This is a genomic window from Bacteroides sp. AM16-24, from assembly GCF_003471885.1.
Classification (GTDB): domain Bacteria; phylum Bacteroidota; class Bacteroidia; order Bacteroidales; family Bacteroidaceae; genus Bacteroides.
The window spans coordinates 25346-50198 of sequence record NZ_QRKI01000014.1 but is presented as its reverse complement, the minus strand read 5'-3'; the positions used below and the strand labels follow the sequence as shown (position 1 = coordinate 50198).

The 24853-nt window shown below is 42.6% G+C and carries 19 protein-coding genes and 1 riboswitch; of the genes, 13 read left to right on the top strand and 6 right to left on the bottom strand.

The features are described 5' to 3' along the window. Nucleotides 1-82 precede the first annotated feature (82 nt). From DW182_RS15670 to DW182_RS15645, 6 genes are all read left to right on the top strand, one after another. A complete protein-coding gene (locus DW182_RS15670; protein WP_233564171.1) occupies nucleotides 83-604 on the top strand; it encodes a helix-turn-helix domain-containing protein in 522 nt (173 codons plus the stop codon). An 822-nt stretch (nucleotides 605-1426) separates the two neighbouring features. Continuing rightward, on the top strand, nucleotides 1427-1651 hold the full coding sequence (locus DW182_RS15665) for a hypothetical protein (RefSeq protein WP_118296106.1): 225 nt from the start codon (nucleotides 1427-1429) through the stop codon (nucleotides 1649-1651). Between the two features lie 434 nt (nucleotides 1652-2085). Then, entirely contained in the window at nucleotides 2086-4116 is a 2031-nt protein-coding gene (locus tag DW182_RS15660; protein WP_118296105.1) for a DUF3857 domain-containing protein, read from the top strand. 111 nt (nucleotides 4117-4227) lie between these two features. Further along, nucleotides 4228-5286: a Gfo/Idh/MocA family oxidoreductase gene (locus DW182_RS15655; RefSeq protein WP_118296104.1), complete on the top strand. Its 1059-nt coding sequence runs from the start codon at nucleotides 4228-4230 to the stop codon at nucleotides 5284-5286. Between the two features lie 95 nt (nucleotides 5287-5381). After that, a complete protein-coding gene (gene thiD / locus DW182_RS15650; protein ID WP_117694399.1) occupies nucleotides 5382-6209 on the top strand; it encodes a bifunctional hydroxymethylpyrimidine kinase/phosphomethylpyrimidine kinase in 828 nt (275 codons plus the stop codon). Nucleotides 6210-6213: 4 nt separating this feature from the next. Then, entirely contained in the window at nucleotides 6214-6816 is a 603-nt protein-coding gene (locus DW182_RS15645; RefSeq protein WP_118296103.1) for a thiamine phosphate synthase, read from the top strand. Between the two features lie 5 nt (nucleotides 6817-6821). Here the strand turns inward: DW182_RS15645 and DW182_RS15640 are convergent, their stop codons facing one another. The 5 genes from DW182_RS15640 to DW182_RS15620 all read right to left on the bottom strand — a co-directional run bounded on the left by DW182_RS15640 (nucleotide 6822) and on the right by DW182_RS15620 (nucleotide 12456). After that, nucleotides 6822-7955, bottom strand: coding sequence for a 6-bladed beta-propeller (locus DW182_RS15640; RefSeq protein WP_118296102.1), 1134 nt, complete (start codon nucleotides 7953-7955; stop codon nucleotides 6822-6824). A gap of 211 nt (nucleotides 7956-8166) precedes the next feature. Next, nucleotides 8167-8940 carry a sulfide-dependent adenosine diphosphate thiazole synthase gene (locus tag DW182_RS15635; RefSeq protein WP_117694155.1) on the bottom strand — a complete coding sequence of 258 codons (774 nt, stop codon included), beginning with the start codon at nucleotides 8938-8940 and terminating at the stop codon, nucleotides 8167-8169. A 124-nt stretch (nucleotides 8941-9064) separates the two neighbouring features. Then, on the bottom strand, nucleotides 9065-10756 hold the full coding sequence (gene thiC, locus DW182_RS15630; RefSeq protein ID WP_117694158.1) for a phosphomethylpyrimidine synthase ThiC: 1692 nt from the start codon (nucleotides 10754-10756) through the stop codon (nucleotides 9065-9067). Nucleotides 10757-10773: 17 nt separating this feature from the next. Beyond that, nucleotides 10774-11394, bottom strand: coding sequence for a thiamine phosphate synthase (locus DW182_RS15625; RefSeq protein ID WP_118296101.1), 621 nt, complete (start codon nucleotides 11392-11394; stop codon nucleotides 10774-10776). A gap of 61 nt (nucleotides 11395-11455) precedes the next feature. Continuing rightward, nucleotides 11456-11550: riboswitch (TPP riboswitch) on the bottom strand. Nucleotides 11551-11604: 54 nt separating this feature from the next. Beyond that, nucleotides 11605-12456 (bottom strand): hypothetical protein, encoded by an 852-nt coding sequence (locus DW182_RS15620; protein WP_118296181.1) that lies wholly within the window; start codon nucleotides 12454-12456, stop codon nucleotides 11605-11607. 299 nt (nucleotides 12457-12755) lie between these two features. Between DW182_RS15620 and DW182_RS15615 the strand changes: the two genes are divergently transcribed. From DW182_RS15615 to DW182_RS15605, 3 genes are all read left to right on the top strand, one after another. After that, nucleotides 12756-13844, top strand: a complete 1089-nt coding sequence (locus DW182_RS15615) for a hypothetical protein (RefSeq protein WP_021967562.1) — start codon at nucleotides 12756-12758, stop codon at nucleotides 13842-13844. Between the two features lie 142 nt (nucleotides 13845-13986). Next, the gene (locus tag DW182_RS15610; protein ID WP_118296100.1) at nucleotides 13987-17121 is read left to right on the top strand and encodes a DUF2723 domain-containing protein; all 3135 of its coding nucleotides are present in this window, start codon (nucleotides 13987-13989) and stop codon (nucleotides 17119-17121) included. Between the two features lie 14 nt (nucleotides 17122-17135). After that, on the top strand, nucleotides 17136-17384 hold the full coding sequence (locus DW182_RS15605; protein ID WP_118296099.1) for a DUF3098 domain-containing protein: 249 nt from the start codon (nucleotides 17136-17138) through the stop codon (nucleotides 17382-17384). 22 nt (nucleotides 17385-17406) lie between these two features. Here DW182_RS15605 and DW182_RS15600 read toward each other — a convergent pair whose 3' ends face one another. Then, on the bottom strand, nucleotides 17407-18462 hold the full coding sequence (locus DW182_RS15600) for a porin (RefSeq protein ID WP_118296098.1): 1056 nt from the start codon (nucleotides 18460-18462) through the stop codon (nucleotides 17407-17409). 322 nt (nucleotides 18463-18784) lie between these two features. Between DW182_RS15600 and xyn10D/fae1 the strand changes: the two genes are divergently transcribed. From xyn10D/fae1 to xseA, 4 genes are all read left to right on the top strand, one after another. Next, complete coding sequence (gene xyn10D/fae1, locus DW182_RS15595) at nucleotides 18785-20935, top strand: bifunctional endo-1,4-beta-xylanase/feruloyl esterase (protein WP_115503200.1); 2151 nt, start codon at nucleotides 18785-18787, stop codon at nucleotides 20933-20935. 125 nt (nucleotides 20936-21060) lie between these two features. After that, nucleotides 21061-22140: a tRNA 2-thiouridine(34) synthase MnmA gene (mnmA, locus tag DW182_RS15590; RefSeq protein ID WP_044534035.1), complete on the top strand. Its 1080-nt coding sequence runs from the start codon at nucleotides 21061-21063 to the stop codon at nucleotides 22138-22140. Nucleotides 22141-22158: 18 nt separating this feature from the next. Next, nucleotides 22159-23529: a S8 family serine peptidase gene (locus DW182_RS15585; protein ID WP_115503201.1), complete on the top strand. Its 1371-nt coding sequence runs from the start codon at nucleotides 22159-22161 to the stop codon at nucleotides 23527-23529. A gap of 54 nt (nucleotides 23530-23583) precedes the next feature. Continuing rightward, a complete protein-coding gene (xseA, locus tag DW182_RS15580; protein ID WP_021967565.1) occupies nucleotides 23584-24819 on the top strand; it encodes an exodeoxyribonuclease VII large subunit in 1236 nt (411 codons plus the stop codon). Nucleotides 24820-24853: the final 34 nt, after the last annotated feature.

Here is a 24853-nt window from a genome sequence, read left to right as displayed (position 1 = left end):
TAGGTTTAATTCGTAACTTTGGACGCTGAAAACCATTTTTTGAGTGCAAATATAAACATAATGAGAATTAAACGCAAACAAAATGAGAATTATTTCTCTATTTGTTTATAATGATATTATAGATATGGATAAAAAAAGAATGTTAGAACAGCTAATAGATTATTTCAATAACGGAAATAAGTCTCAGTTTGCCAAGAGATTAGGCATAACACCTCAAGGGCTTAGCACATGGATGACTCGTTCTACTTTTGATAATGAATTGGTTTTCTCAAAATGCGAAGGTGTAAGTGCTGAATGGTTATTAACAGGTAAAGGTCCTATGATAAATAATCAAGATTTAGTAAATAGCAGTACAGAAAATCAATTTATGATAAAAGACCAGGATGATTTAAGTGATAGTGATAAATACGAAAAAGACATAAAACTAAGTAATAAGACACTGGAAAAAATGATAGAAAGACTTCTGAAATTATTAGATGAATCAGAGAATGAAATAAACAATTTAAAAGAGCAATTAGCCAACTATACAAAGACCAATGAAGATACAGGGCATAAAAATAATAATTCTTGCGATAATTCTTACAATATTCACAATATTGCGTAAACAAATTAATGCGAAAAAGTGTTTGATAATAACTATGCGGTAGGAAAAATCTGTATTAGCAAAAAGTCTGTTATTATTTACCTTTTAATCCTTTTAATTTATGAAAATCAATTTCTATGAGCGAGTTCTTCTTCAGTTGGAAAGAAAGATTAGGAAATTAGAGAAAGAAAAACAGCTCATTATCGACCAATGCCCTCATTGTAATTCTTGCCTAATGTTCGAGTGTCCCATTGCACAAGCAAGGAGTAAATTCTTCGAAAAAATTTCATCTTAATTTATTAATTAACATAAACCCTCCCTTTCCCATAGGAGGGTTTATACTTATTAGCCATTTGAAAATAGGACTTAACGCTATTACAAGTTATCATTCCTTCATTATGTTCTAATTTCAGCTTATCGAGCCTTAAAAAAACAACAAAGCACGGTTTATTATATTTAAAAGGCTAATAATCAACATATTACCATTTTAAAAACTATTTTTACATGTATTATAGGGTATAACTCAACCTTAAAAACAATCACTTACTCCGTATTTTATGTATTATAGGGGCAAACTCAACACTACATAAACACATATTTTGAATGCGTGTTGAATGCGTGTTGTGACACATTTTGTTTTTTTTAATCATGCGTGTTGAATGCGTGTTTGTATGCCCATTGCATATTTTAACTATAAATTAACAATTAAAATCTGTTTTTGTTGGAATCCAATAATTACTGAATATTTCATATTTAAATTATGAGTTTTATCTATATTTTCTCATCTAAAAACTTCCATATTATTATTATTTGGAATATCTTTGCAATAAAAACACCCATATTATGGAATCAAACAAGGTAATTCATGTACATTTGATTTTTGAAAAGAAAGATTTCTATTTTGGCAGCATCAGTGCCATTTTTGAGGCTTTAGACGCGAATATAATTGGAATGACAAAGAATACCCTATTGCATGCAGGTCTTGCAGAAGGAAGTCCTGTATGTACTCGTAGAGCACTTATAAAGCAGTCTCATATTATTCGTAGCAAGTCAAAAGGCAGGAAATAATTTTTTGAAATGGAAAGAAATGGCTATATTTATAAATCATGTTATATTTAAAACATGTTTTGATGGACATTTGCTTTGATCGCGTTAGATAAATGTTCTATCATGTTACATTTTGTTTTGAATTTATAGTTTATACCCTAATAGCCTTCAATCGCCTTATTCATCGGGCTTTCAGCTATATTTTATATCTCTGTTCATAATGTACAAATCGTATTGAGCCCCATACTAATTAGTATGATTTTCATGTAAGAATTTAGTTTAATATCCAATTTCTTAGGGTTATAGAAGTCAGAATCTTAAATTTGCAATCTTCAATTTGATGACATGCTTGCGAAGTTACAAGGTAATGAGTCTTTATTTTTTTATAAGATAGTCACCGTTGTATTGTATTAATTATTACTTTTGTATAATTGGTAACCTCAAAAAGTCAAATCATGAAAAACAAGTTGTTTATATTTTATGTGTTTATTTTCTTGTGCTTTCCGATGGCTTTCGCACAACAAGCTACTACTGTAATTGAGCCTGATTTAAAGTATGGTAGACCCTCCAAGGAAGAGTTGGCATTGACTGCGTATGTCCCTGATACCACTGCGACTGCAGTTTATTTATTTCATAAGGGTAAGAGTGGCTTTACTTACGATGATGGTTTTCGGCTGTTTACGGAACATTGGGTGCGTATTAAGATATTGAAACCGCAGGGGGTATCGCATGCAGATGTGGCTATTCCTTACTATGCGCCTTCTGACAGAGATAAAGAAAAAGATGGTATTCGTGATTTGGACGGATGCTCTTATAATCTTGAAAATGGGAAAACTACCAAGACTCGTCTGAAGCGGGAACTGGTTTCCGATGAACGGGTGAATAGCTATTACAAAGTATTAAAGTTTTCGTTGCCTGCTGTCAAGGTTGGAACGGTTATAGAGTATCATTATAAAGTGGTTTCTGATTATTCTGTGCACATAGAAAACTGGATGATGCAGGAAGAACTTCCTGTAGTATACAACCAATATGAAATAACCATTCCTCATGTATTTGTATACAATGTTGAGTTCAGAGGCCGTCAATATATAGATGTCTTGGAAGAGAAAAGTTCGATGCAGGCTAAGCAACATACGACAAGTGGTGTAGCAAGAGTTGCCCATGACTTTTCTATTTCGGCACGGAAACTAACATTCACCTCCCGGAATTTGCCTGCTATCCGTCAGGATGAATCTTTCTGTTGGTGCCCGGAGGACTATAAAATACAGGTCAGTTTCGATCTGCAAGGCACTAATTATCCGGGTGAAGACTATAAGCCTTATAGCCAGAACTGGGAAGATGTGGACAAGCAACTGACCAGGGAAGAGAGTAAGAGTTTCGGTGCGAACTTGTTGTGGCGGAATCCATATATTGAAGAGATTCGGGAACTTAGCCGTTCAGGCAATTTGGATTTTAACAAAAAAGTAATAGGAACATTCCAATTGCTAAAGCAGAAGTTTTCATGGAATGGAGAATATAAATTGTATAGCGAAAATCTGGATAAAGTACTTAAGACCGGAACCGGCAGTAATGCTGATTTAAATTTTATATTTATCGGCATGCTCAAAAGCTTTGGTATCAAAGCTTATCCTGTTGTCATGAGTCGACGCTCTGCAGGAATGTTGCCGGTTAGTTTCCCTTCCCTTCAGAAGTTGAACACTTTTGTGGTTGCTATTTATGATGAGGTTAAAGGTAAATATGTTTATCTGGATGGCTCGATGGATATACCGGCTCTTAATGTGCTACCCGTTGAATTGTCTGTAACTAAAGCACGTATACTTTCTGCGGATATACCTGAAAATAAGAAGTGGGTGAATTTGCAGGAGATACCTACCAACCAGATTTTTATGAAGATTAGTGCGAATGCTCAGGGAAGTCAGATAACGGGGCGCCGGACTACTATTCTGAAGGGACATGATGCATTGGGATATAGGAAAGAGTACCAGACAAAAGACTCTCTTGTAAATAAGCAGGAATTGGTTAAAGAAAAGCTGGCTATCAGCAATCTGAAACGAACAGAGATGGAAGATGACTTTGCAACCATACAGGAAGATTTTGATTTTATACTTGAAGCAGAGAAGTCGGAGGACCACATCTATATCAATCCGATGCTTTTCCCGCAGTTGACCAAGAACCCCTTTATACAGTCGGAGCGAATACTTCCGGTTGAGTTCCCTTATCTGTATAGGTTGAATCTCTCTTGTGCACTGACGCTTCCCGAAGGATACGAAGTGGAAGAAATACCTCACTCGCAAGTAGTGAAGACTGAAGATGGTAAACTGCAATGCAAATATATGATTCAAAGAAACGGAAACAATGTCATTGTGAACTATTCATTCAGCTTGAATTCCTCTGTTATGCCTTCCGAGTATTATAGTCAGTTACAGGAAATATGGAATAAGGCAATTGAAATGAATCAAGCTCTCATTGTGCTAAAAAAACTATAACAGTGTACAAATGCAGATAATAAATCTTGCAGGGATTGTTATATAGTCATTGTTTTATGTGGCAAATAAATGATAATTTCATTAGTTTTGCTGCAAGAAAAAGAAAGTTGTATGGATAAGATAAAAACTGGATTGGCCGCTTTCGGAATGTCGGGGCAGGTGTTTCATGCTCCTTTTATTTCCACCAATCCCCATTTTGAGTTGACTGCGATTACGGAACGCAGCAAGGAATTGTCGAAGATGAAATATCCACAATCCCGTATTGTGCGTAGTTTTGAAGAATTAATAGGGATGGAGGAGTTGGAACTGGTTGTTGTAAATACTCCGGATAGTTCCCATTATGAATATGCCCGTCGTGCTCTTGAAGCCGGAAAACATGTTATTGTGGAAAAGCCTTTCACTACTACCGTAGAGGAAGGGGAAGAACTTGTGGCTTTTGCTGCGGAAAAAGGACTAACCCTGAGTGTTTACCAGAATCGCCGTTGGGATTGCGACTTCCTGACCGTGAAAGAAATATTGGACAAAGGACTGTTAGGCCGTCTGGTAGAATTTGAATCCACCTTTCCCCGTTACCGGAATTTCATCAAACCTAATACCTGGAAAGAAACCGGGGAGAGTGGCGGAGGCCTGACTTATAATCTGGGTGCCCACGTCATAGATCAGGCTGTGCAGTTGTTCGGTATGCCCAAAGCTGTATTTGCCGATATTGCAACTTTGCGTACCGGTGGCAAAGTGGATGATTACTTCATTATCCATTTACTGAAACCTGCCCATGCGCCGGAAGTGAAGATTACACTGAAAGCCAGTTATCTAATGTGTGAGAATGAACCTCGATTTGTACTTCATGGTACGGAAGGTTCGTATGTGAAGTACGGTCTTGATCCTCAGGAAGCAGATCTAACTAAAGGCATACAGCCGGATACTCCGCATTGGGGAGAGGAAGATAAATCCCAGTGGGGAATACTTCATACGGAAAAGAATGGGGATGTGGTGCGTGAATCCTATCCAACTCTTCCAGGTAACTATGCTGCTTTCTATGAGAATATTTATCAGCATGTCCGTAAAGGAGAGGTCTTGCAAAGTGATGCCTGCGGAGTTCTTGGTGTTATCCGGCTGATTGAAGCGGCTTGGGAGAGTAGTAGGACGGGAAGTGTTATCAGATTAATATGATATTCTTTTATAAGTTATACTTGATATAAAAGAAATTTATAGCATTTTTATAAGTCATAACCTATAAAAATGAAGTGTATGAAGAAATGGGAGCTATGAAAGAGAAAGCGATTGTTCTTTCCGTTGCCGGTTCCGACAGTTCCGGTGGTGCAGGCATACAGGCAGATATAAAGACTATCTCCGCATTGGGAGGATATGCTGCTACGGCAATCACTGCAATTACTGTGCAGAATACATTAGGCGTGCAGGCCGTCCATCCTGTGCCGGCAGAACTGGTAGGTGAGCAGATGCAGGCAGTGATGGAAGATTTACGACCGGATGCCATCAAGATAGGTATGACCGGAAATGTGGAGATTATCAGTGAAATTGCACGGTTGTTACATCAATATTCACCCCGACAGGTGGTTCTCGATCCGGTAATGGTTTCTACCAGTGGGCACAATCTGATGACGGATGAAGCAGTGGAAGCTATTTGTACGCTATTGCTTCCGGAAGTGTCTCTCGTTACCCCTAATTTGCATGAAGCAGCAGTATTGCTGCAACAACCCATCCATACGGTGGATGATATGGAACATGCCGCACATCTGGTGTATGAGAAATATCACTGTGCTTGTCTGGTTAAAGGAGGGCATCTGACAGGCAACGAAATGTGTGATGTGCTTTATGACGGGCATGAACTCCATCTCTTTGGTGCCAGACGCATTCATTCTGGAAACCTGCATGGCACGGGATGTACTCTTTCTTCGGCTATCGCAACCTTTCTGGCACAAGGATTCCCTCTGTATGAAGCGGTGGAGCTGGCTAAAACATATATAACCAAGGCCATTGAAGCCGGGAAAGATTTACATATAGGGCAGGGGAACGGACCTTTGTGTCATTTTCCATATTTGGTAAATCCGGTGAATCCCTTAACTGAGGAATAGAGATATGAAACTTATTGTTATTACGTCTCCGGATTTCATTCCGGAGGAAGCCCGAATCATCACCGGACTATTTGAAGTCGGACTGGACTTGCTGCACCTGCGCAAGCCGGATGCTACGGCTCATGAAGTCGGGAATCTTTTGCATGGGATTCCTATGGAATACAGGAAACAGATTGTTATTCATGATTTCTTTCCGCTGAAAGACGAGTTTTCTTTGGGGGGAATTCACTTGAATTCCCGTCATTCGGAAGCACCGGAAGGGTATCAGGGATTACTGAGCCGTGCTTGCCATAGCCTTGAAGAGGTGAAAACTATGGCTTCCCACTTTGACTATGTACTGATGAGTCCTGTTTATGATAGCATTTCCAAACAGGGATATCGTTCGGGATATTCTCAGGAAGCCTTACGACAGGCACAAGCAGAAAGGATTATTAATGAAAAAGTTGTTGCTTTAGGTGGAATAAGCGCGGCGAACCTTTCAGAAATAAAAGCCCTTGGTTTTGGCGGTGCAGCCTTGCTGGGAGATATCTGGAACCGCTACCGGACGTGGGAGGATGCAAAAAAAGTCCTTTCTCACTTCGGAAGACTGAAAGAAGCTGCCGGATAACGCTCCTATTTAAAATATAGTTTAATCAGGCAAGGGTTATCCTCTTCATTCCTGGATATTATTTTCTGATACTCTGCCGGACTTAGTATGGATTTGTATGCTTCGAAGTCGTCATACGAGGCAAACAGCACAATACATTCTTCTTCAAAAGCCTGTGGTCTGATGGATATATCCTCTTGGGTGTCTTTGAAGAAAAAGCTTTTCCCATCACTTTTGCGGTAGAAGAGATGTTTTATTGTTTGATTCGGGAACCATCCATACGAGAAGCAAACATAAAAGTATTTACTGTTCTGGTATTGCGATCCTAATAGATAAGGTATTGTGCCATTTTCCAGATAGTCTGTCATAAGTCTCCCCTCTTCTGCTTGGTTATCATCGGTTAGCGTAAAGTTATATTTGGAAATATCGATGTTGTCCTTCCCAAAATCCCATTTGTAAGCTAACTTCAAACTATCTTCCGTAATTTCTAAAATCTCGTTGTTGTGAAAAGCCGGAGCAAAGTAAGTTTTTCCATCATAAGTATAGAAGCTTCCTCCGGATAGGGAGTTCAATATGCGCGGGCCTTTCCATAAACTGCTCACTTCTTTACCGTTATCCGCATTTACGATGGTGATGCAAGGCTCATCACTGCTGACAGGAATAGTCCATGTCATGATATTGTCTCCTATCTGCTCCATTGCCTGATAATTACTTTTCTCCGGTAATTGGTTTTGTTTGATGAAGTTTCCTTCTAAATCGTAGGTATAAAGACTGCCGAAAGGAGAGAGTAGCCTTACCTGATTCTTACTTTCATCGACAATCATATCATATACTTCCCTGTATTCTCCGGGACCTTGTCCTCTTTTGCCTATTGTGTGCAGGTAGTGTCCTTTATCATCAAATACAAATACCTGGAAATTTTTCCAGTCAAGAATATAGTTCCGGTTGTTCCCGGTGATAACCTTTACGGGACCTCTTAGCAAACAACTATCTGTAGTCTCCAAAGGTATCACCTGAATACTATCGAAAATCTCATGGATGGATATTGTCGAGGGTTTTAAATCTACTTTTAGAATAAGTTGCTGAGCATCGTAGTTTGTATTGTTATGCTTGCATGAAGCTAATAATAAACAGAATATGATAAGAGTAGTGTATTTCATAATGTGCTGATACTAATTTGTCAAACTTCTACTGGTATATTAACTGAAAGCAAAGTTAGGCAAATTAATTATTCAGCAGATGATTGTCAGAAGAAAAATTGTGAAGTAATAAAGCAAAATAATGTCGGATCATACTCTTACAGGAAAGAAAGGTATACGGGCGAATAATCATTCGCCCGTATATACATAAGAAAAGGTAATCTGCAAAAGATTATTTCTTCAACTTCGCAATAATTTCATCAGCAACCTTCTTTCCTGACATTAACATTCCACCGAAGATCGGTCCCATGCGCGGAGTGCCTGAAACGGCAGATGCAGCCATACCGCAAACATACAATCCCGGATAGATTTCTTTCGTTCCGTTTACTACTTCATTTTCTCCTGCCACTACGTCCAGCGAACGTTCGCCAATCACGCCACCCGTTTCTGTTGCCAGACGGATACCATTTTTGCGTGCTACGGTGGCAGCTATTTCGCTGTCATGTCCTGTTCCGTCCACTACTATCTTGGCGAGAATGTTCAACGGGTCTACGTGCATGCCTTCACGCAATACGGGAGTCCAGTTTACTACCACTCCGTTCACTGTGTTGTTTTTGAAGATAACATCTTCCACAGAGTAGCAGTTGAAGATGGTGGCACCTGCATGAACAGCCTGATAGAGCAGGGCAGAAGTGCTTTCTACCGAGTCCATTACATACAGTCCGTCTTCATACTTCTCGTGGTTAATATTGAATTCCTTTACAATATCAATCGCTTCTTCTTGGATAACAATCTGGTTGAACATCATGGCACCGCCCCACATTCCGCCGCCGGGGGCAAGCTTACGGTCGAACTGTGCCACCTTTAATCCGGCCTTTGCCAGATAATAAGCTGCTACTATCCCTGAGGGACCGCCACCGACAATAGCAACGTCTAAGTCAAGATTCCTTTCTAATTTTTCAAAATAGGTACTGATGATACCTTTGGATACTTTAGTTTCAATCATAATATAATAAGTTTAAAAAGTAATATGTTATAAGCTACAAGCTACGAGCTACAAGTTACGAGTTACGAGTGGCTGCGCTATGAAACGGCAAAGCACTTGTAGCTCGTAGCTTGTAGCTTATAGCTCATTCATTGCAATCCTTCAACTGCTGACTAATGCGCATAGCACAGAAATTAGGTCCGCACATGGTGCAATACTTTCCATTCAGGTGATTGGCTTCTTTATAATATTGGAGTGCCCTTTCCGGATCAAGACTCAGGTTGAATTGGTCTTTCCAGCGGAATTCATAACGTGCCTTACTCAAAGCATCGTCCCGGACTTCCGCCCCCGGATGTCCTTTGGCTAGGTCAGCGGCATGTGCGGCAATCTTATAAGTGACTACACCTACACGCACATCCTCTTTTTGTGGCAGGGCAAGGTGTTCCTTCGGAGTCACATAACAAAGCATCGCTGTTCCGTACCAACCGATTTGTGCAGCTCCGATGGCACTTGTAATGTGGTCGTAGCCCGGTGCAACGTCTGTCACCAACGGACCGAGTGTATAGAATGGTGCTCCGTGGCACTTCTCTATCTGGCGGTCCATGTTCTCTTTGATTTTATGCATCGGCACGTGTCCCGGACCTTCGATGAATGCCTGTACATTCTTTGCCCATGCACGTTCCACAAGTTCTCCCATTGTATCCAGTTCGGCAAACTGTGCCCGGTCATTGGCATCCCGTATGGCTCCCGGACGCAAACCATCACCCAGTGACAGGGCTACGTCATATTGCGCACATATATCGCATATATCATCAAAATGCTCATAGAGGAAGCTCTCCTTCTGATGCATTTTGCACCATTGCGAAATGATGCTTCCGCCCCGGCTCACCATTCCGCAAAGTCGTTCGTTGGCGAAATGTATATTCTTCAGGCGAATGCCGCAGTGGATAGTGAAGTAATCCACTCCTTGTTCGCACTGTTCGATGAGGGTATCCCGGAATAATTCCCAGGTCAGGTCTTCGGCTTTTCCGCGCACCTTCTCCATGGCCTGATACATGGGAACTGTACCCACCGGAACAGGACAGTTGCGAATGATCCATTCACGCGTTTCGTGAATGTTCTCTCCCGTAGACAAGTCCATCAGCGTATCGCCTCCCCATTTGCAGCTCCACACAGCCTTTTCCACTTCCTCTTCAATAGTGGAAGAAGTGGCGGAGTTTCCTATATTCGTATTTATCTTGACGAGGAATTTAGAACCGATAATCATGGGCTCGGCCTCAGGATGGTTGATGTTGGCAGGCAGTGCGGCACGTCCTGCTGCAATCTCATCCCGCACAAATTCCGGTGTGATGTAAGTTTCTATGCCCAATTCCTTGCAGTTCATGTTTTCGCGAATGGCAACGTACTCCATTTCCGGGGTGACAATTCCTTTTTTGGCATAGTACATTTGCGTAACCTGCTTGCCCGCTTTCGCACGGTAGGGCAGGGTGATATGCTCAAAACGGAGAGATTCGAGGCTCTTGTCTGCCAGGCGCATCTTGCCGTATTCGGAACTGATTGCCGTCAGTCGTTCCACTTCCCGCTCCTGTATCCACGGTTCGCGGAGGCGGGGCAGACCTTTCTTTAAGTCGACTTTCTGGTTCGGGTCACTGTATGCTCCACTTGTGTCGTAGATGTACACGGGGGCATTTTCCGTGATGATTTTCTTCCCGTTTTCCACTACTACGGTAGGCGTCAGATTCACTTTTCTCATACCCACTTTCAGGTAAGGGAAAAGTTCACCCTGCATGTAGACTTTCTCGGAATCGGGATAGGTGATTTTTGTTTTATCTTCCATGGTTCAATAATTGATTGCTATTCGGTCAGTTGTATGATTGTCTCCATCTCACGCACAGGATTCCCGGCTTTCAGAATACCACCGCTCAGTGCTATCCCGCTTAGTCCTACGGCTTTCAATGCCGGGATATCTTCACGAGTAATTCCACCAATGCCGACGACGGGAATTGAAAGACCTTCTTCTTTCATCTGCGCCAGGATGGAGCGGTAACCATCCAGTCCCAGGATGGGTGATAATTTTTGTTTGGTGGTGGTGAAACGGAAGGGGCCGCAACCAATGTAGTCCGCGCCATCGGCAACATGCTGCCTGATGTCTTCAAAAGTGTTGGCGGTTCCACCGATAATGAAACCTTTACCAAGTCTCTCCCTTGCTTCTTTTATCGGCATATCCAATTTTCCTAAATGGACACCGTCCGCACCAATCTGTTTCACCAGGTCTACGTGGTCATCAATGATGAAGGTAGCCCCGTATTGGCGGCAGAGGTCCTGCACGCGTATGGCTGTGGCTTTCAGCTCATTTTCGGAAGCATCTTTCATCCGAAGCTGTACCCAGCGGCAGCCCCCTTCAAGGGCTATACGTGCGGAGTCCAAGTATGAAATAGATGCCGTAAAATGCGTAATGAATTGTACGTCAAACATTCAAACTCTGAATTTTTAGAGGTTCTACTTACAGAAAGGGATAGTAGTATAAACGAATAGTAGAATATAGAAAGAAAATTCCCTTCGACGGTACTAACCGTATCAGGTTCATTGGGTATAATCTCAGCTATATTTATAGCACCCCCTTTTCTGCCGGTAAAGTAAGGACGAATGTTTTTAACAGGAAAGAGACCGGCCTATCTTTTATGATTATTTAAACTTAACATAATTCAGCCGTGTATATTGCTTGTTTCCCGAAGCAAAGGTACATGAGATACGCGCTGAGACGATAAATACCGTCTCACCGGGTTGGAAAGCATGCTCTGTACCGGGTACTTGTCCCGATTCACGGCTTGCCGTACGGGAGCTTATCCGGAAAGTAACCAGATTACCGATAGAATCTTCCAGCGTCAGTATTTGTCGGACATAAAAATAGGGAGTTGTTCCTTTGACCATTGTTTTGTAAGGATCGTCTTCCAACCGTACACGCAGTACTTTCAGTGTTAGATTCTCTACTTTATCTCCTTCCTTGCCCAGGAAGCGGCTGGTAGAATATTTCTGCCTTGCCTGCCGTTTCTGAATATCCAGATGAACGGAATGGTATATCCGGGCTATTTCTGCGAAACGTTCCTGTTTAGGAATGCGGGGCGTGAATTTATAGGCAATCCAACTTACATAACTCGGGTCGATGCGGAAAATCTCGTGCAGAAAATGTCCGCGATACTTCCCGAAAGCAATGATATCGTCTCCCTTGCTTTGCATACGTTTAGCATTATACTCCACCAATAGCATGCAGCGGGGAGAGTAATAACATAGACTGCTTGCTACCCGCAGACTCTCATGGATATTTGTAGAAAGGTCTTGAATGTAAAAAATAGACTGGCGTTCGGGTAGTGGAGAATAAACCCATAATGAGTAACGGGGATAGCCGGGATGGGGCAACACCACCAGATAAGCACCTGCATCTTTGTAAGATGTTCTTCCCCGGTTGTATTCGTTTAGTTTCTGATACAACAGCCCTTGTTCTGCTTCGGGTATTCCCGGAATAATCGGATTTGCCATAAGCATTGAGTTATTTATTCAAATATAAGATTTTTCGGGCGAATAATCAAACTCTGTATGGAAAAGTTTAGGTTTCTTTTGTATCTGCACCGTACCTGAATTGTATCAGAGCCATACTTGCTCCGTACTATCTCCAGTCAGAGGTACCTCTACCTGAAGATAGTACGGAGCAAGTATGGCTCAAGTGCATTCCGGATACACTACAGATGCATCGGAAGTACATTCGAAATATTCGTTACTTTAACGATAATCTTATAAATTTGTCGCATATTTGTATGCAGAGATCAAAAATTGAGACTATGAGTAATCTTCGAATTTTATTGTATGTATTTATCCTTTCTTTGGTTGCATGTCATCCGGAGGGGACTAATGTGAAACAAGGATTGGACAAAGCCGCTCAATTAATAGAGCAAGATCCGGATACGGCATCCATTATTCTTGAAACGATTCAAATGAACCAGATGAATGAGGAGCAACTTGCAGAATATAATTTGCTTTGTACTCAATTCAATGAAGATAAGAATATACCTCATTCTTCTGATAATCAGATTCGTCAGGCGGTATCTTATTATGAGCAATATGGAAATGAACTTCAAAAGTCGAGAGCCTATTATTATCTGGCATGCGTAGAGAGTGATTTGAATCAGGAGAAAGACGCCGAAGTTCATTTCAAGGAAGCAATAAAATTAGCAGCACAAGCAGAAGAATATGAGCAAATGACTAAGATTTGCAAGAGATGCAGCCTGTATTATCAGAAATATGAAAACTTTGACGAGGCGCTGGAGATGGAAAGAAAAGCATACGCCAGCCAGTTGATGTTGATTGACAGCAAAGATAACTCTACTGTCATTTTATCTTCTGCTTTAGGTTTATTGGGTGTTATGTCTCTCTTGCTTGGGTTACTTTGGAAGAAACATCTGACAGTACATTCGCAACTGGATACCTTTAAGGAAGAAATGCAGATGAAAGAGGTCGAAGCTGACAAACTGGTGATGCAATGTAATTATCTTGAAGAAAAATATCAATCCCTCCAACAATATATTTATGAGAGCTCTCCGGTTGTCTCAAAAGTCCGTCAGTTGAAGGAGCGAACGGCTTTATCTTCTAAAGTATCTTTTTTCTCTGAGAAAGACTGGACCGAACTATTGCGGCTTCAGGAGAGTGTTTACGGACTTGTATCCAAATTGAGAGGGATAAGTCCGAAACTTACGGAAGAGGATTTAAGGGTATGTGCCTTTTTACGCGAAGGCGTTCAGCCCGCTTGTTTTGCTGATTTAATGAAACTGACTGTTGAGACTCTGACCCGGAGAATCTCCAGGATAAAAACGGAGAAACTGATGTTGGCAAACTCTAAAGAATCGTTGGAAGATATTGTAAAATCATTGTAAGTCTGAATTTGTCTGTAATTGGTAATGTAATATTGCTGGTTATCAGTTGACTATGCTGCCGGGATGTCCGTGCTCGTCCGGTAAATTTCTTCTCTTTTACGGGGCTGTTCTATAACTTTGCAAACAAAAAAGTTACAGAACAATGAGCAACTTATTATTTAAAAAGTGGAATGATTTTAGTGGGTGGATTGTCTTTGTGATAGCAGCTTTTGTATATGGAATGACAATTGAACCTACTGTCAGTTTTTGGGACTGTCCCGAATTTATTTCGTGTGCCGAAAAGTTACAAGTGGGGCATCCGCCGGGTGCACCTTTCTATATGCTTGTTGGAAACTTGTTTACTCAGTTTGCTTCCGACCCGTCACAAGTGTCCTGGATGGTTAATTTTCTGAATGCGTTGCTGAGTGCCGGTTGTATCTTATTTCTTTTTTGGAGTATCACCCGGTTAGTAAGGTTTCTGATCATAAATGATGGGCAGAATTTATCAACGGCGGATGTCATCATCATTCTGGGGGCAGGGTTTGTTGGAGCCTTGGCATATACATTCAGTGACACATTCTGGTTCAGTGCGGTAGAAGGTGAAGTCTATGCCTTCTCTTCTTTTCTTACGGCACTGGTGTTTTGGATGATTCTTCGCTGGCAAGATGAGTCGGATTCGGTATATGGCGACCGTTGGCTTATCCTGATAGCTTATGTCATCGGGCTGTCAATCGGAGTGCATTTGCTTAATTTGCTCTGTATCCCGGCTATTGTGTTGGTTTTCTATTATCAGAAATATCGGACGATATCGCTTAAAGGAGTAGCTGCGGCAATTACTATATCCGGTCTTCTTATTATATTTATTCTTTTTGTTTATATTCCGGGCATGGCTGACATGGGAGGCTGGTTCGAACTGCTTTTTGTCAATGTATTCGGGCTTCCTTTCCACACAGGGCTGATAAGCTTTTTAGCTTTAACATTCTTCGTACTGGCCGGAGCCATTTATCGTTTCCGAAAACGTATGTTGCATACTTCTTTATGGTGCTTGCTTATGCTCACCGTAGGCTATACCACCTATGCGGTGATACTGATTCGTGCCAACGCCAATACTCCGCTTAATGAGAATGCGCCGGACAATATTTTTACGCTCAAAAGTTATCTGAACCGAGAGCAGTATGAAAGTGCTCCCCTGCTTTATGGAAAAACCTACGCTTCCGAACCGGAATATGTGCCCGAGGGTGACTATTACAGAGTAAAAACCACAAAGGGGAGTGCTGTATATCGCCCGGATAAAGAAGAAGGCAAATATAAAATAATCCGGCATAAAGAAGATGTGTGCTATACTCAGAATATGCTGTTTCCCCGGATGTGGAGTGAGCGCATGGCTTCTTCTTACAAAAATTGGACAGGAGGAAACGAGGCCGCTCCCACACAAAAAGAAAACCTGACTTATTTCATTACCTATCAACTCAACTATATGTATTGGCGCTATTTCTTGTGGAACTTTGTAGGACGGCAGAACGATGTGCAAGGAAGTGGTGAACCGGAACATGGGAACTGGATAACAGGAATTTCCTGGTTGGATAATTTAAGGTTGGGAGACCAGAGTTTGTTGCCGGAATCCCTGCGCCAGAACAAAGGGCACAATGTGTTTTACGGATTGCCGCTATTATTAGGACTGTTCGGCATCTATTGGCAATGGAATCGCAGCAAGAAAGGCAAACAGCAGTTTAGTGTACTGTTTTTCCTCTTCTTTATGACAGGATTGGCTATTGTGCTTTATCTGAATCAAACACCCGGTCAGCCGCGCGAACGGGACTATGCATACGCCGGTTCGTTCTATGCTTTTGCTATCTGGATAGGGATAGGTGCTGCCGGATTGTGTGATGCGCTTCGCCGGAAAACGACTTCTACGGTACAAGTCGGTGTATTAATGACAATCTGTTTATTGATTCCGGTGCAAATGGCCACTCAGACGTGGGATGACCATGACCGGAGTGCCCGTTTCACTTGTCGCGACTTTGGGGCTAACTATCTGATGACTCTTCCCGATACGGGAAATCCGATTATCTTTTGTAACGGGGATAATGATACTTTCCCATTGTGGTATAATCAGGATACGGAGGAAGTACGCAAGGATGCACGTGTCTGCAACCTAAGCTACGCACAGACCGATTGGTATATTTATCAACAGCAATGTCCGTTGTATGATGCTCCCGGACTACCTATAAGTTGGAATAAGAATCAATATCAGGAAGGTAAAAACGAATATGTGGCCGTACGCCCGGAACTGAAAAAGCAAATAGAGGAATTGTACCGGAGAAATCCGGAGGAAGCACGTGACAGCTTTGGAGAAGACCCGTTTGAAGTAAAAAATATCTTGAAATATTGGATATTCTCAGAGAGACAGGAATTTAATGTAATTCCTACGGATACGATAAATATCCATATTGATAAGGACGCGCTGCTTCGTTCGGGAATCATGCTTCCTGAAGCAATCCGGCAGTTGAAGGGGGAAGAACTGAAAGATGCGATACCGGACAAACTTTATATTCCTTTAAAAGATATACGTATGCTGAACAAAGTAGATTTACTGATGCTGGAGATACTGGCGAACTGTAATTGGGAACGTCCGCTTTACCTTGCAATCTCCGTAGGGAGTGTTAGTAAATTGAAGTTTGACAATTACTTTGTGCAGGAAGGATTAGCATTCCGTTTTACGCCTTTTGACTATAAGAAGTGGGGAGATGCCGACGAAAACAGGCCTTATGCAGTAGATGTGGAAAGGCTTTATGACAATGTAATGAACAGATATAAATATGGCGGGCTGAATACTCCGGGGCTCTATCTGGATGAAACAACCCTGCGTACGTGTTGGTATCATCGCAGGCTTTTCGCGCAACTGGCCAAAGAACTGATAAAACAAGGAGACCCTGCGCGTGCAAAGAAAGTACTTGCTTATGCGGAACAGGCTGTTCCGGGGTATAATGTTCCCGAAACGTATGAAAGCGGTTCTTATAGCATAGCAACAGCCTATGCCACATTGGGCGAAAAGATGAAAACGATAACCCTGACAGAGCATTTGATAGCCGAAGCGGAAGATTATATCAACTGGGCTTTTTCATTAAAGGGGAACCGTATGGAAATGGTCCGCAATGATTGTATCTATAAATTCTGGCAATGGAACCAATGTAATGAACTCCTGAAGAAGGTAGATGAGGAGAGTTATAAAGAGAGCAACAGACGGTTTGAAGATAAATATGCACTATTTGCTCCAAACATGGGTTATAAGAACTAAAACTAAAGAAGAACATGGGAACAAAAATAATGAAGCAGAAGGAGACAGAAACGGTATTTGGCAGGAGAAATTATGTGATTCTGCTAATTGGATCGGTAATAATAATAGTGGGATATCTGTTCATGAGCGGCGAGGGGAGTACCCCCGCCGCTTACAACCCTGATATATTCAGCAGATTGCGTATAAGGGTAGCTCCCATCGTATGTTTGACAGGGTATTTGATTAATATATTCGGTATCCTGTATCGGCCTAAGCGGAGCTGATTGTCTGAGAGATTTGCGTGCATTAGAACCGAACCATCAGTTCTAATACAATCTTATCCTGCTCTGATTCTTTGGCAATGCTGTTTTTGGCATAAAAGTATTTTTCAAAGTTCAGGCGAAGGTCCGTACGGAATGCTTTGCTGAGGCTGAAAGTGACACCACCCGTCACGCGGTGCCGTTTATAGTCAGTAGTGACTAAAGCGCCTGTTTCCTCATCGATAGCTTTGCCGTCGCTCTGGCTGGTCATCATATCATAGCGTACCAGGAAAGACATTTTGTTGAAAACCTTTCGTAGAGGTAAATCGTAGTTGATGAAGCTGTTCACGGCATGCACATTGTCGTAAGCATTGTCAGCATACGTCTTGTACAGGTATTCCCCTTCAATATGGAAACGGCCGGATTCGTAGAAAACACCGATGTCATAAGAGTTAATCCGTACATCTTGCGGCTGAATGCTCTGTATGCTTAAAGCCAGATTAAGTTTTTGGGCAAACAGGAATTGCGCTTTGGCGGAGTAATTCACTTCTTTGTGCCACTCCTTCTGGTTGGTCAGTCCCGAACCATTATAAAGCCCGCTCTCTAATGTAACAGGTATTTCAGTTCCGAGTTTATATCCCAATGTAACGCCAACGTCACGTACGTTACCGACTTGTTTCGCAATGAATGAACGGTTGGCAAAATATTGCTGGTGCGGAGAACGGTGGGCGTCAATGGTGAACGGTACGCGCATTTGTCCTGCAGTTACTGTCAGGTCTTTTACCGGGAAGAGGCGGGCGTAGGCATCCAGCATCTTGATTTGTCCTTCATCGGAAAGGTCGATTTCTGCTTTATAAGCCACTATCGGTAATACATTGCCGGTAATACTAATACGCGCATTGCGCACTTCGAAGCGGCTGGCAGCCATTTCTGTCTGATACTCGAACTTGGTGCGGATAGTACCATGTATTTCCGGAAGATAATCTTTTGTTTCCAGCTCTTCTTTATCAATCTTCTTTCCGTCTTCGTTGCGGTATGGAGTTTGAGCTTTCACAGCCAGTGGCAACAAAATGATGAGCAACATCAATGCGCTTTTCTTCATAATTCTTAGTTGTAGTCGATTAATTTATGGCGGCAAAGTTCAGACATACGTGTTATGTTTTTATGTCATGTGTATTTCGTTTTAGTTACAATTCTCTTTTTTCTTTTTCATTTTAGTGGTGGTGTCAACCATAAAAAGACGTTTTCCTTCACTTTTTATTAGAGGAGGTAACATAAGCGAAAAAACTTGTAACACAGATATGGGGATTCTCTCTAAAAAAAGCATTCTTTTGCAACCGTTTCCAATAGCAAACATTAAATAATGTATATATGATATCATAGTATACGGATATACAATGAAAAACCTTTTAAATAATTATCAGATGAAACATTTATTCAAATTTTCCCTTTGCGCGTTGGCATTTGCCATGAGTGCAAATAACGGGTTCGCACAAAGCGGCGAAACAGGACTGAAGGATGCTTATAAAGATTACTTCTCTATTGGCGTGGCTGTTAATATGCGTAACATAGCAAATCCCGAACAGATTGCCATCATCAAAAAAGACTTTAACAGTATTACGGCGGAAAACGACATGAAGCCGCAACCCACCGAGCCTGCCTACGGACAGTTCAACTGGGAGAATGCCGACAAGATCGCCAACTTTTGCCGTAGCAACGGTATCAAACTTCGCGGGCATTGCTTGATGTGGCATGCCCAGATAGGAGAATGGATGTATAAGGATGAAAAAGGCGATTTTGTGTCGAAAGAGAAATTATTCCAGAATATGAAGCATCATATCACAGCCATCGTGGAACGTTATAAAGACGTGATATATGCGTGGGACGTGGTGAACGAAGCTATCTCCGATGGTGGCTGGCAGGGTGGCCGGCGAGGCATGGGAGAGCAACCAAGTCCATATCGCAATTCCCCCCTTTATCAGATTGCCGGTGACGAGTTCATTAAGAAAGCCTTTATTTATGCCCGTGAGGCCGACCCTAATGTACTCCTTTTCTATAATGACTATAATGCTGCCGATCCCGGAAAGCGCGACCGCATCTATAATATGGTGAAATCCATGAAGGAAGAAGGTGTGCCCATTGATGGTATCGGCATGCAGGGACATTACAATGTCTACGGTCCGAGTATGGAAGATGTAGATGCTGCCTTGACAAAATACTCTACGATAGTGAAACATATTCATATTACCGAGTTGGATATTCGTGCCAATCAGGAAATGGGAGGACAGCTCAACTTCAGCCGTGATGGCGGCAATATCAGTCAGGTAGTGAAAACGCTTCAGGAAGATCAGTATGCTCGCCTGTTTAAAGTGCTTCGTAAGCATAAGGATGTGGTAGACAATGTTACTTTCTGGAATCTTTCCGATCGCGACTCATGGCTCGGCGCACGCAATTATCCGTTGCCTTACGATGAGAATTACAAGCCGAAACGTGTCTATAGCATCATTAAGGATTTTGATCCGGCACGCGATAATGCTGTGGTGAAAGAAGATTTCCGTCCTTCTGTGCTTAATCAGCCCGGACAGCAGTATCCTATGGTTAATTCGCAAGGATATGCCCGCTTCCGTGTAGTTGCTCCTGATGCCAAATCAGTCATTGTCAGCCTTGGACTGGGAGGTCGTGGCGGCACAGTTCTCCGCAAGGATAAAGAAGGTGTATGGGTGGGTACTACAGATGGCCCTATGGACGAGGGATTCCATTATTACCACCTCACTATCGACGGTGGCGTGTTTAATGACCCGGGCGCCAAGAATTATTACGGTTCTTGCCGATGGGAAAGCGGCATTGAGATTCCGGCTCATGACGAAGATTTCTATGCCATGAAACAAGTGCCTCACGGCAATGTTCAGCAGGTTTATTTCTATTCCAAGAGTACGGACACTCACCGTCGTGCATTTGTTTATACACCGCCCACTTATGGCAAGGATAAGAAGAAGTATCCGGTTCTTTATTTACAGCACGGATGGGGAGAAGATGAAACGGCATGGTCCAACCAGGGGCATGCGAATCTGATTATGGACAACCTGATTGCCGAAGGCAAGATTGAACCGTTCATCATTGTAATGACGTATGGCATGACGAATGATGTGAAATTTGGGCATATCAAAGAGTTCACGGCTAAGGAGTTTGAAACGGTGCTGGTGGACGAACTAATACCTTATATTGATAGTAACTTCCGTACACAGGCCGACAAGAAGCACCGTGCTATGGCAGGACTTTCTATGGGTGGCTTTGAGACGAAACTGATTACTCTGCGACGTCCGGAAGTATTCAATTACTATGGACTGTTGAGCGGTGGTACTTATGCACCGGACGATATCAAGGATAAAAAGCAGGTGGAATCCATCTTCATCAGTTGCGGAAGCAAGGAGAATCCGGATGGTGTGACTAAGGCTGTGAACGACCTCAAGGCTGCCGGTTTCAAGGCTACGTCGTTCGTTTCTCCCGATACGGCGCATGAATTCCTGACTTGGCGTAGAAGTTTGTATCACATGGCACAGTTACTTTTCAAATAAGGATATGCCTTAAAAGATAAAAATAAAGTCCCTCAAAAGTTATTGTCCAACTTTTGAGGGACATTTTGTTTTTCTTCTCCCCGAAATCATCTATTTTTGTAAGCTAATTGAATGAACATCCTAAAATGAACAGACCTGAGAAGCGAGTATTGGTAGGCATGAGCGGCGGTATAGACAGTACCGCCACTTGTCTGATGTTGAAAGAACAGGGGTATGAGATAGTCGGACTAACCATGTGGGTGTGGGGAGATGAACCGGTGGAGGCGCGACAACTTGCCGACAGTATGGGTATCGAACACCATGTGGCTGATGAGCGTGAGGCTTTTCGCAAAGTAATTGTGCAGAACTTTATTGATGAATATTGCCAGGGGCGGACACCCAATCCGTGCGTGATGTGTAACCCTACATTTAAATTCCGTATACTTACTGAATGGGCGGACAAACTGGATTGCGCATTTATCTCTACCGGGCATTATAGCCGTCTGGAAGAAAAGAACGGGAATATATATATAGTGGCCGGAGATGACGATAAGAAAGACCAATCTTATTTTCTTTGGCGACTGGGGCAGGATGTGCTGAAACGTTGCCTTTTTCCGCTGGGCACTTATACGAAGTTGCAAGTGCGGGAGTATCTGCGTGGGAAAGGCTATCAATTGAAGGCGGAAGAAGGGGAGAGCATGGAGGTATGTTTCATCAAGGGTGATTACCGGGACTTCCTGCGCGAACATTCTCCTGAAATAGACCGTGAAATCGGTCCCGGATGGTTTGTCAATTCCGAAGGGGTGAAGTTGGGTGAGCATAAAGGTTTTCCTTATTATACCATCGGACAGCGGAAAGGTCTGGAAATAGCTTTGGGCAAACCGGCTTATGTGTTGAAGATAAATCCGCAGAAGAATACAGTGATGCTGGGTGATGCCGAACAACTACAGACCGAATATATGCTGACCGAACAGGATAACATTATCGATGAACAGGAATTCTTCTCGGCTCCTGACTTGACAGTACGTATCCGTTATCGTAGCAAACCGATTCCCTGCACGGTGAAAAGGCTGGAAGACGGGCGGCTGTTTGTACATTTCTTGTCCGAAGCATCAGCTATTGCACCCGGGCAGTCAGCTGTATTCTATATTGGAAGGCGGGTAGTGGGGGGCTCGTTTATTGCTTCCCAGCGGGGCATTGGCTTGGTTATTGCAGAAAATAAATAAGTAATGGATAGTAATAGAATGAGAAAATTATTTCTTTTTGGGGCTTTCATCCTGTTTATGACAGGTGTGTCCGCACAGCAAGATTCATTGAAGTATCGCATCAGTTTAAAAGACAAGGCTGCTACAGAGTATTCGTTAAAACGTCCTGAAAAGTTCCTGTCGGAAAAGGCTATTGAGCGACGTAAAAAGCAGAATCTTCCGATTGATTCTACTGATCTTCCGGTGTGCCGCAAATATATAGATGAAATCCGCAAGCAGGGAGTGAATATTGTGGTGGTTGGAAAGTGGGATAATTTTGTAACAGTATCTTGTAACGATACTACTTTAATAGACCGCATTGCAGCATTACCTTTTGTACGTTCTACGGAAAAGGTATGGTTTTCTCCCGGTGCTGATAAACCGACAATGTCAACGGAACGGGATTCTGTAATCAATCAACCGATCCTGCATCCGGATAGTATCTATGGGCGTGCCATCACTCAGGTTCAACTGAGCAATGGAGATAAACTGCATGAAGCAGGTTTCAAAGGTCAGGGAATGACGATTGCAGTTATTGATGCCGGTTTCCACAATGTAGATAAGATTACTGCTATGCAGAATATTCATATTTTGGGTACAAAAGATTTTGTGAATCCCCAAGCGGATATTTTTGCGGAGAGCAGTCATGGCTTGAGCGTTCTGTCTTGCATTGGAATGAATCAGCCTGAGATTATGACAGGGACAGCACCCGAAGCTTCCTTCTGGTTGCTTCGTAGTGAAGACGAATATTCGGAACATCTGGTAGAGCAGGATTATTGGTCGGCTGCCGTAGAATTTGCCGATAGTGTGGGAGTGGATGTGATTAATACCTCTTTGGGGTATTATACGTTTGATGACAAATCAAAGAATTATAAATACCGTGATTTGGATGGACGGCATGCTTTGATGTCTCGTCAGGCTTCACGCATTGCTGATAAGGGAATGGTGCTGGTATGTAGTGCTGGTAATTCCGGCATGGGTTCTTGGAAGAAAATTACCCCTCCGGGAGATGCGGAAAATGTATTGACGGTAGGAGCTGTTGATAAGAAAGGAACATTGGCCCCTTTCTCATCTATTGGTAATACTGCAGACCATCGTGTGAAGCCTGATGTAGTTGCAGTAGGGTCAGGATCAGACGTCATCCGTCCGGATGGTAATCAGGGACGGGCTAATGGTACTTCTTTCTCTTCGCCTATTATGTGTGGTATGGTGACTTGTTTGTGGCAGGCTTGTCCGAAGTTGACAGCAAAAGAAGTGATTGAATTGGTACGTCGGTCCGGTGACCGTGCGGATTTTCCCGATAATATCTATGGATATGGGGTACCTGATATGTGGAAAGCATACAATGAGTATAAGTTGAAGAATAAATAATAGATTACATACTGCTATTGGTGATGTGTGACCTGTAATACGTAAATGAACAGAATGGAAGCATTGTCTTTGTATGATTTAAACGCTTTGGTGCGTCGGAGCCTTGAACAATGCCTGCCCGATGAATATTGGGTGCAGGCAGAGCTGAGCGATGTGCGTACGAACAGTACCGGACATTGTTACCTGGAGTTTATTCAGAAAGATCCCCGTAGCAATAATCTGATAGCAAAGGCACGTGGAACCATTTGGGCAAATGTATATCGTTTGTTGAAACCTTATTTTGAAGAGTCGACGGGACAGGCATTTGTTTCAGGTATTAAGGTTTTAGTTCAGGTTACTGTCAGTTTTCATGAACTTTATGGCTACAGTCTTACTGTGCAGGATATTGACCCTACTTATACCTTGGGTGATATGGCACGCCGGCGCCGGGAGATATTAAAACAACTTGAGGAGGAAGGGGTGTTGACCTTGAATAAGGAGCTGGAAATGCCGGTCTTGCCCCAGCGTATTGCAGTAGTTTCATCACCTACAGCCGCAGGTTACGGGGACTTTTGCCATCAGTTAAAAAATAATTCCCGTGGCTTCTTCTTTCATACGGAATTATTTCCGGCATTGATGCAAGGCGATCGTGTGGAAGAATCTGTATTATCTGCTCTGGATGCTATTCTGAATCGTCAGGAAGATTTTGATGCTGTGGTTATTATCCGTGGCGGTGGGGCTACTTCTGATTTGTCCGGTTTCGATACCTATCTGCTTGCTGCTGCCTGTGCTCAGTTTCCGTTGCCCATTATCACTGGTATAGGACATGAGAGAGATGATACAGTACTTGATTCTGTGGCTCATACCCGTGTGAAGACTCCGACTGCTGCTGCGGAGTATCTTATAAATTGTATGGATCTTGCCGCTGATGAACTGGAAGTACTTATCAGTCAACTGCATGAAAGTGTGCGCTCCCGTCTGACAGAAGAACATCGTAAATTGATTTCATACAGAAACCGTATTCCTTCTGCTGTTGTCCGGCGTGTGTCCGATGCCAAACTTGCATTACTGACTACCCGGAAAGATATTTCGCTGGCTGTTCAGACTTTACTTTCGCGTCAACGGCATCGTCTGGAGTTGTTACAACAACGTCTTGCTGATGCTTCTCCCGAGAAGATGCTGGCACGTGGCTATAGTATCACGTTGAAAGATGGAAAAGTTGTAAAAAACGGGGATGTATTGCAGCTGAACGATGAAATAGTCACTCGCCTTTATCAAGGGGAGATTGTTTCTATAGTAACAGATTTATAGCTTATGGATATAATTCAAGATATCCATAATGGCG

Coding starts and splice junctions, on each gene's coding strand:
- DW182_RS15670 (WP_233564171.1), top strand. CDS start 83: ATGAGAATTATTTCTCTATTTGTTTATAATGATATTATAGATATGGAT.
- DW182_RS15665 (WP_118296106.1), top strand. CDS start 1,427: ATGGAATCAAACAAGGTAATTCATGTACATTTGATTTTTGAAAAGAAA.
- DW182_RS15660 (WP_118296105.1), top strand. CDS start 2,086: ATGAAAAACAAGTTGTTTATATTTTATGTGTTTATTTTCTTGTGCTTT.
- DW182_RS15655 (WP_118296104.1), top strand. CDS start 4,228: ATGGATAAGATAAAAACTGGATTGGCCGCTTTCGGAATGTCGGGGCAG.
- thiD (WP_117694399.1), top strand. CDS start 5,382: ATGAAAGAGAAAGCGATTGTTCTTTCCGTTGCCGGTTCCGACAGTTCC.
- DW182_RS15645 (WP_118296103.1), top strand. CDS start 6,214: ATGAAACTTATTGTTATTACGTCTCCGGATTTCATTCCGGAGGAAGCC.
- DW182_RS15640 (WP_118296102.1), bottom strand. CDS start 7,955: ATGAAATACACTACTCTTATCATATTCTGTTTATTATTAGCTTCATGC.
- DW182_RS15635 (WP_117694155.1), bottom strand. CDS start 8,940: ATGATTGAAACTAAAGTATCCAAAGGTATCATCAGTACCTATTTTGAA.
- thiC (WP_117694158.1), bottom strand. CDS start 10,756: ATGGAAGATAAAACAAAAATCACCTATCCCGATTCCGAGAAAGTCTAC.
- DW182_RS15625 (WP_118296101.1), bottom strand. CDS start 11,394: ATGTTTGACGTACAATTCATTACGCATTTTACGGCATCTATTTCATAC.
- DW182_RS15620 (WP_118296181.1), bottom strand. CDS start 12,456: ATGGCAAATCCGATTATTCCGGGAATACCCGAAGCAGAACAAGGGCTG.
- DW182_RS15615 (WP_021967562.1), top strand. CDS start 12,756: ATGAGTAATCTTCGAATTTTATTGTATGTATTTATCCTTTCTTTGGTT.
- DW182_RS15610 (WP_118296100.1), top strand. CDS start 13,987: ATGAGCAACTTATTATTTAAAAAGTGGAATGATTTTAGTGGGTGGATT.
- DW182_RS15605 (WP_118296099.1), top strand. CDS start 17,136: ATGGGAACAAAAATAATGAAGCAGAAGGAGACAGAAACGGTATTTGGC.
- DW182_RS15600 (WP_118296098.1), bottom strand. CDS start 18,462: ATGAAGAAAAGCGCATTGATGTTGCTCATCATTTTGTTGCCACTGGCT.
- xyn10D/fae1 (WP_115503200.1), top strand. CDS start 18,785: ATGAAACATTTATTCAAATTTTCCCTTTGCGCGTTGGCATTTGCCATG.
- mnmA (WP_044534035.1), top strand. CDS start 21,061: ATGAACAGACCTGAGAAGCGAGTATTGGTAGGCATGAGCGGCGGTATA.
- DW182_RS15585 (WP_115503201.1), top strand. CDS start 22,159: ATGAGAAAATTATTTCTTTTTGGGGCTTTCATCCTGTTTATGACAGGT.
- xseA (WP_021967565.1), top strand. CDS start 23,584: ATGGAAGCATTGTCTTTGTATGATTTAAACGCTTTGGTGCGTCGGAGC.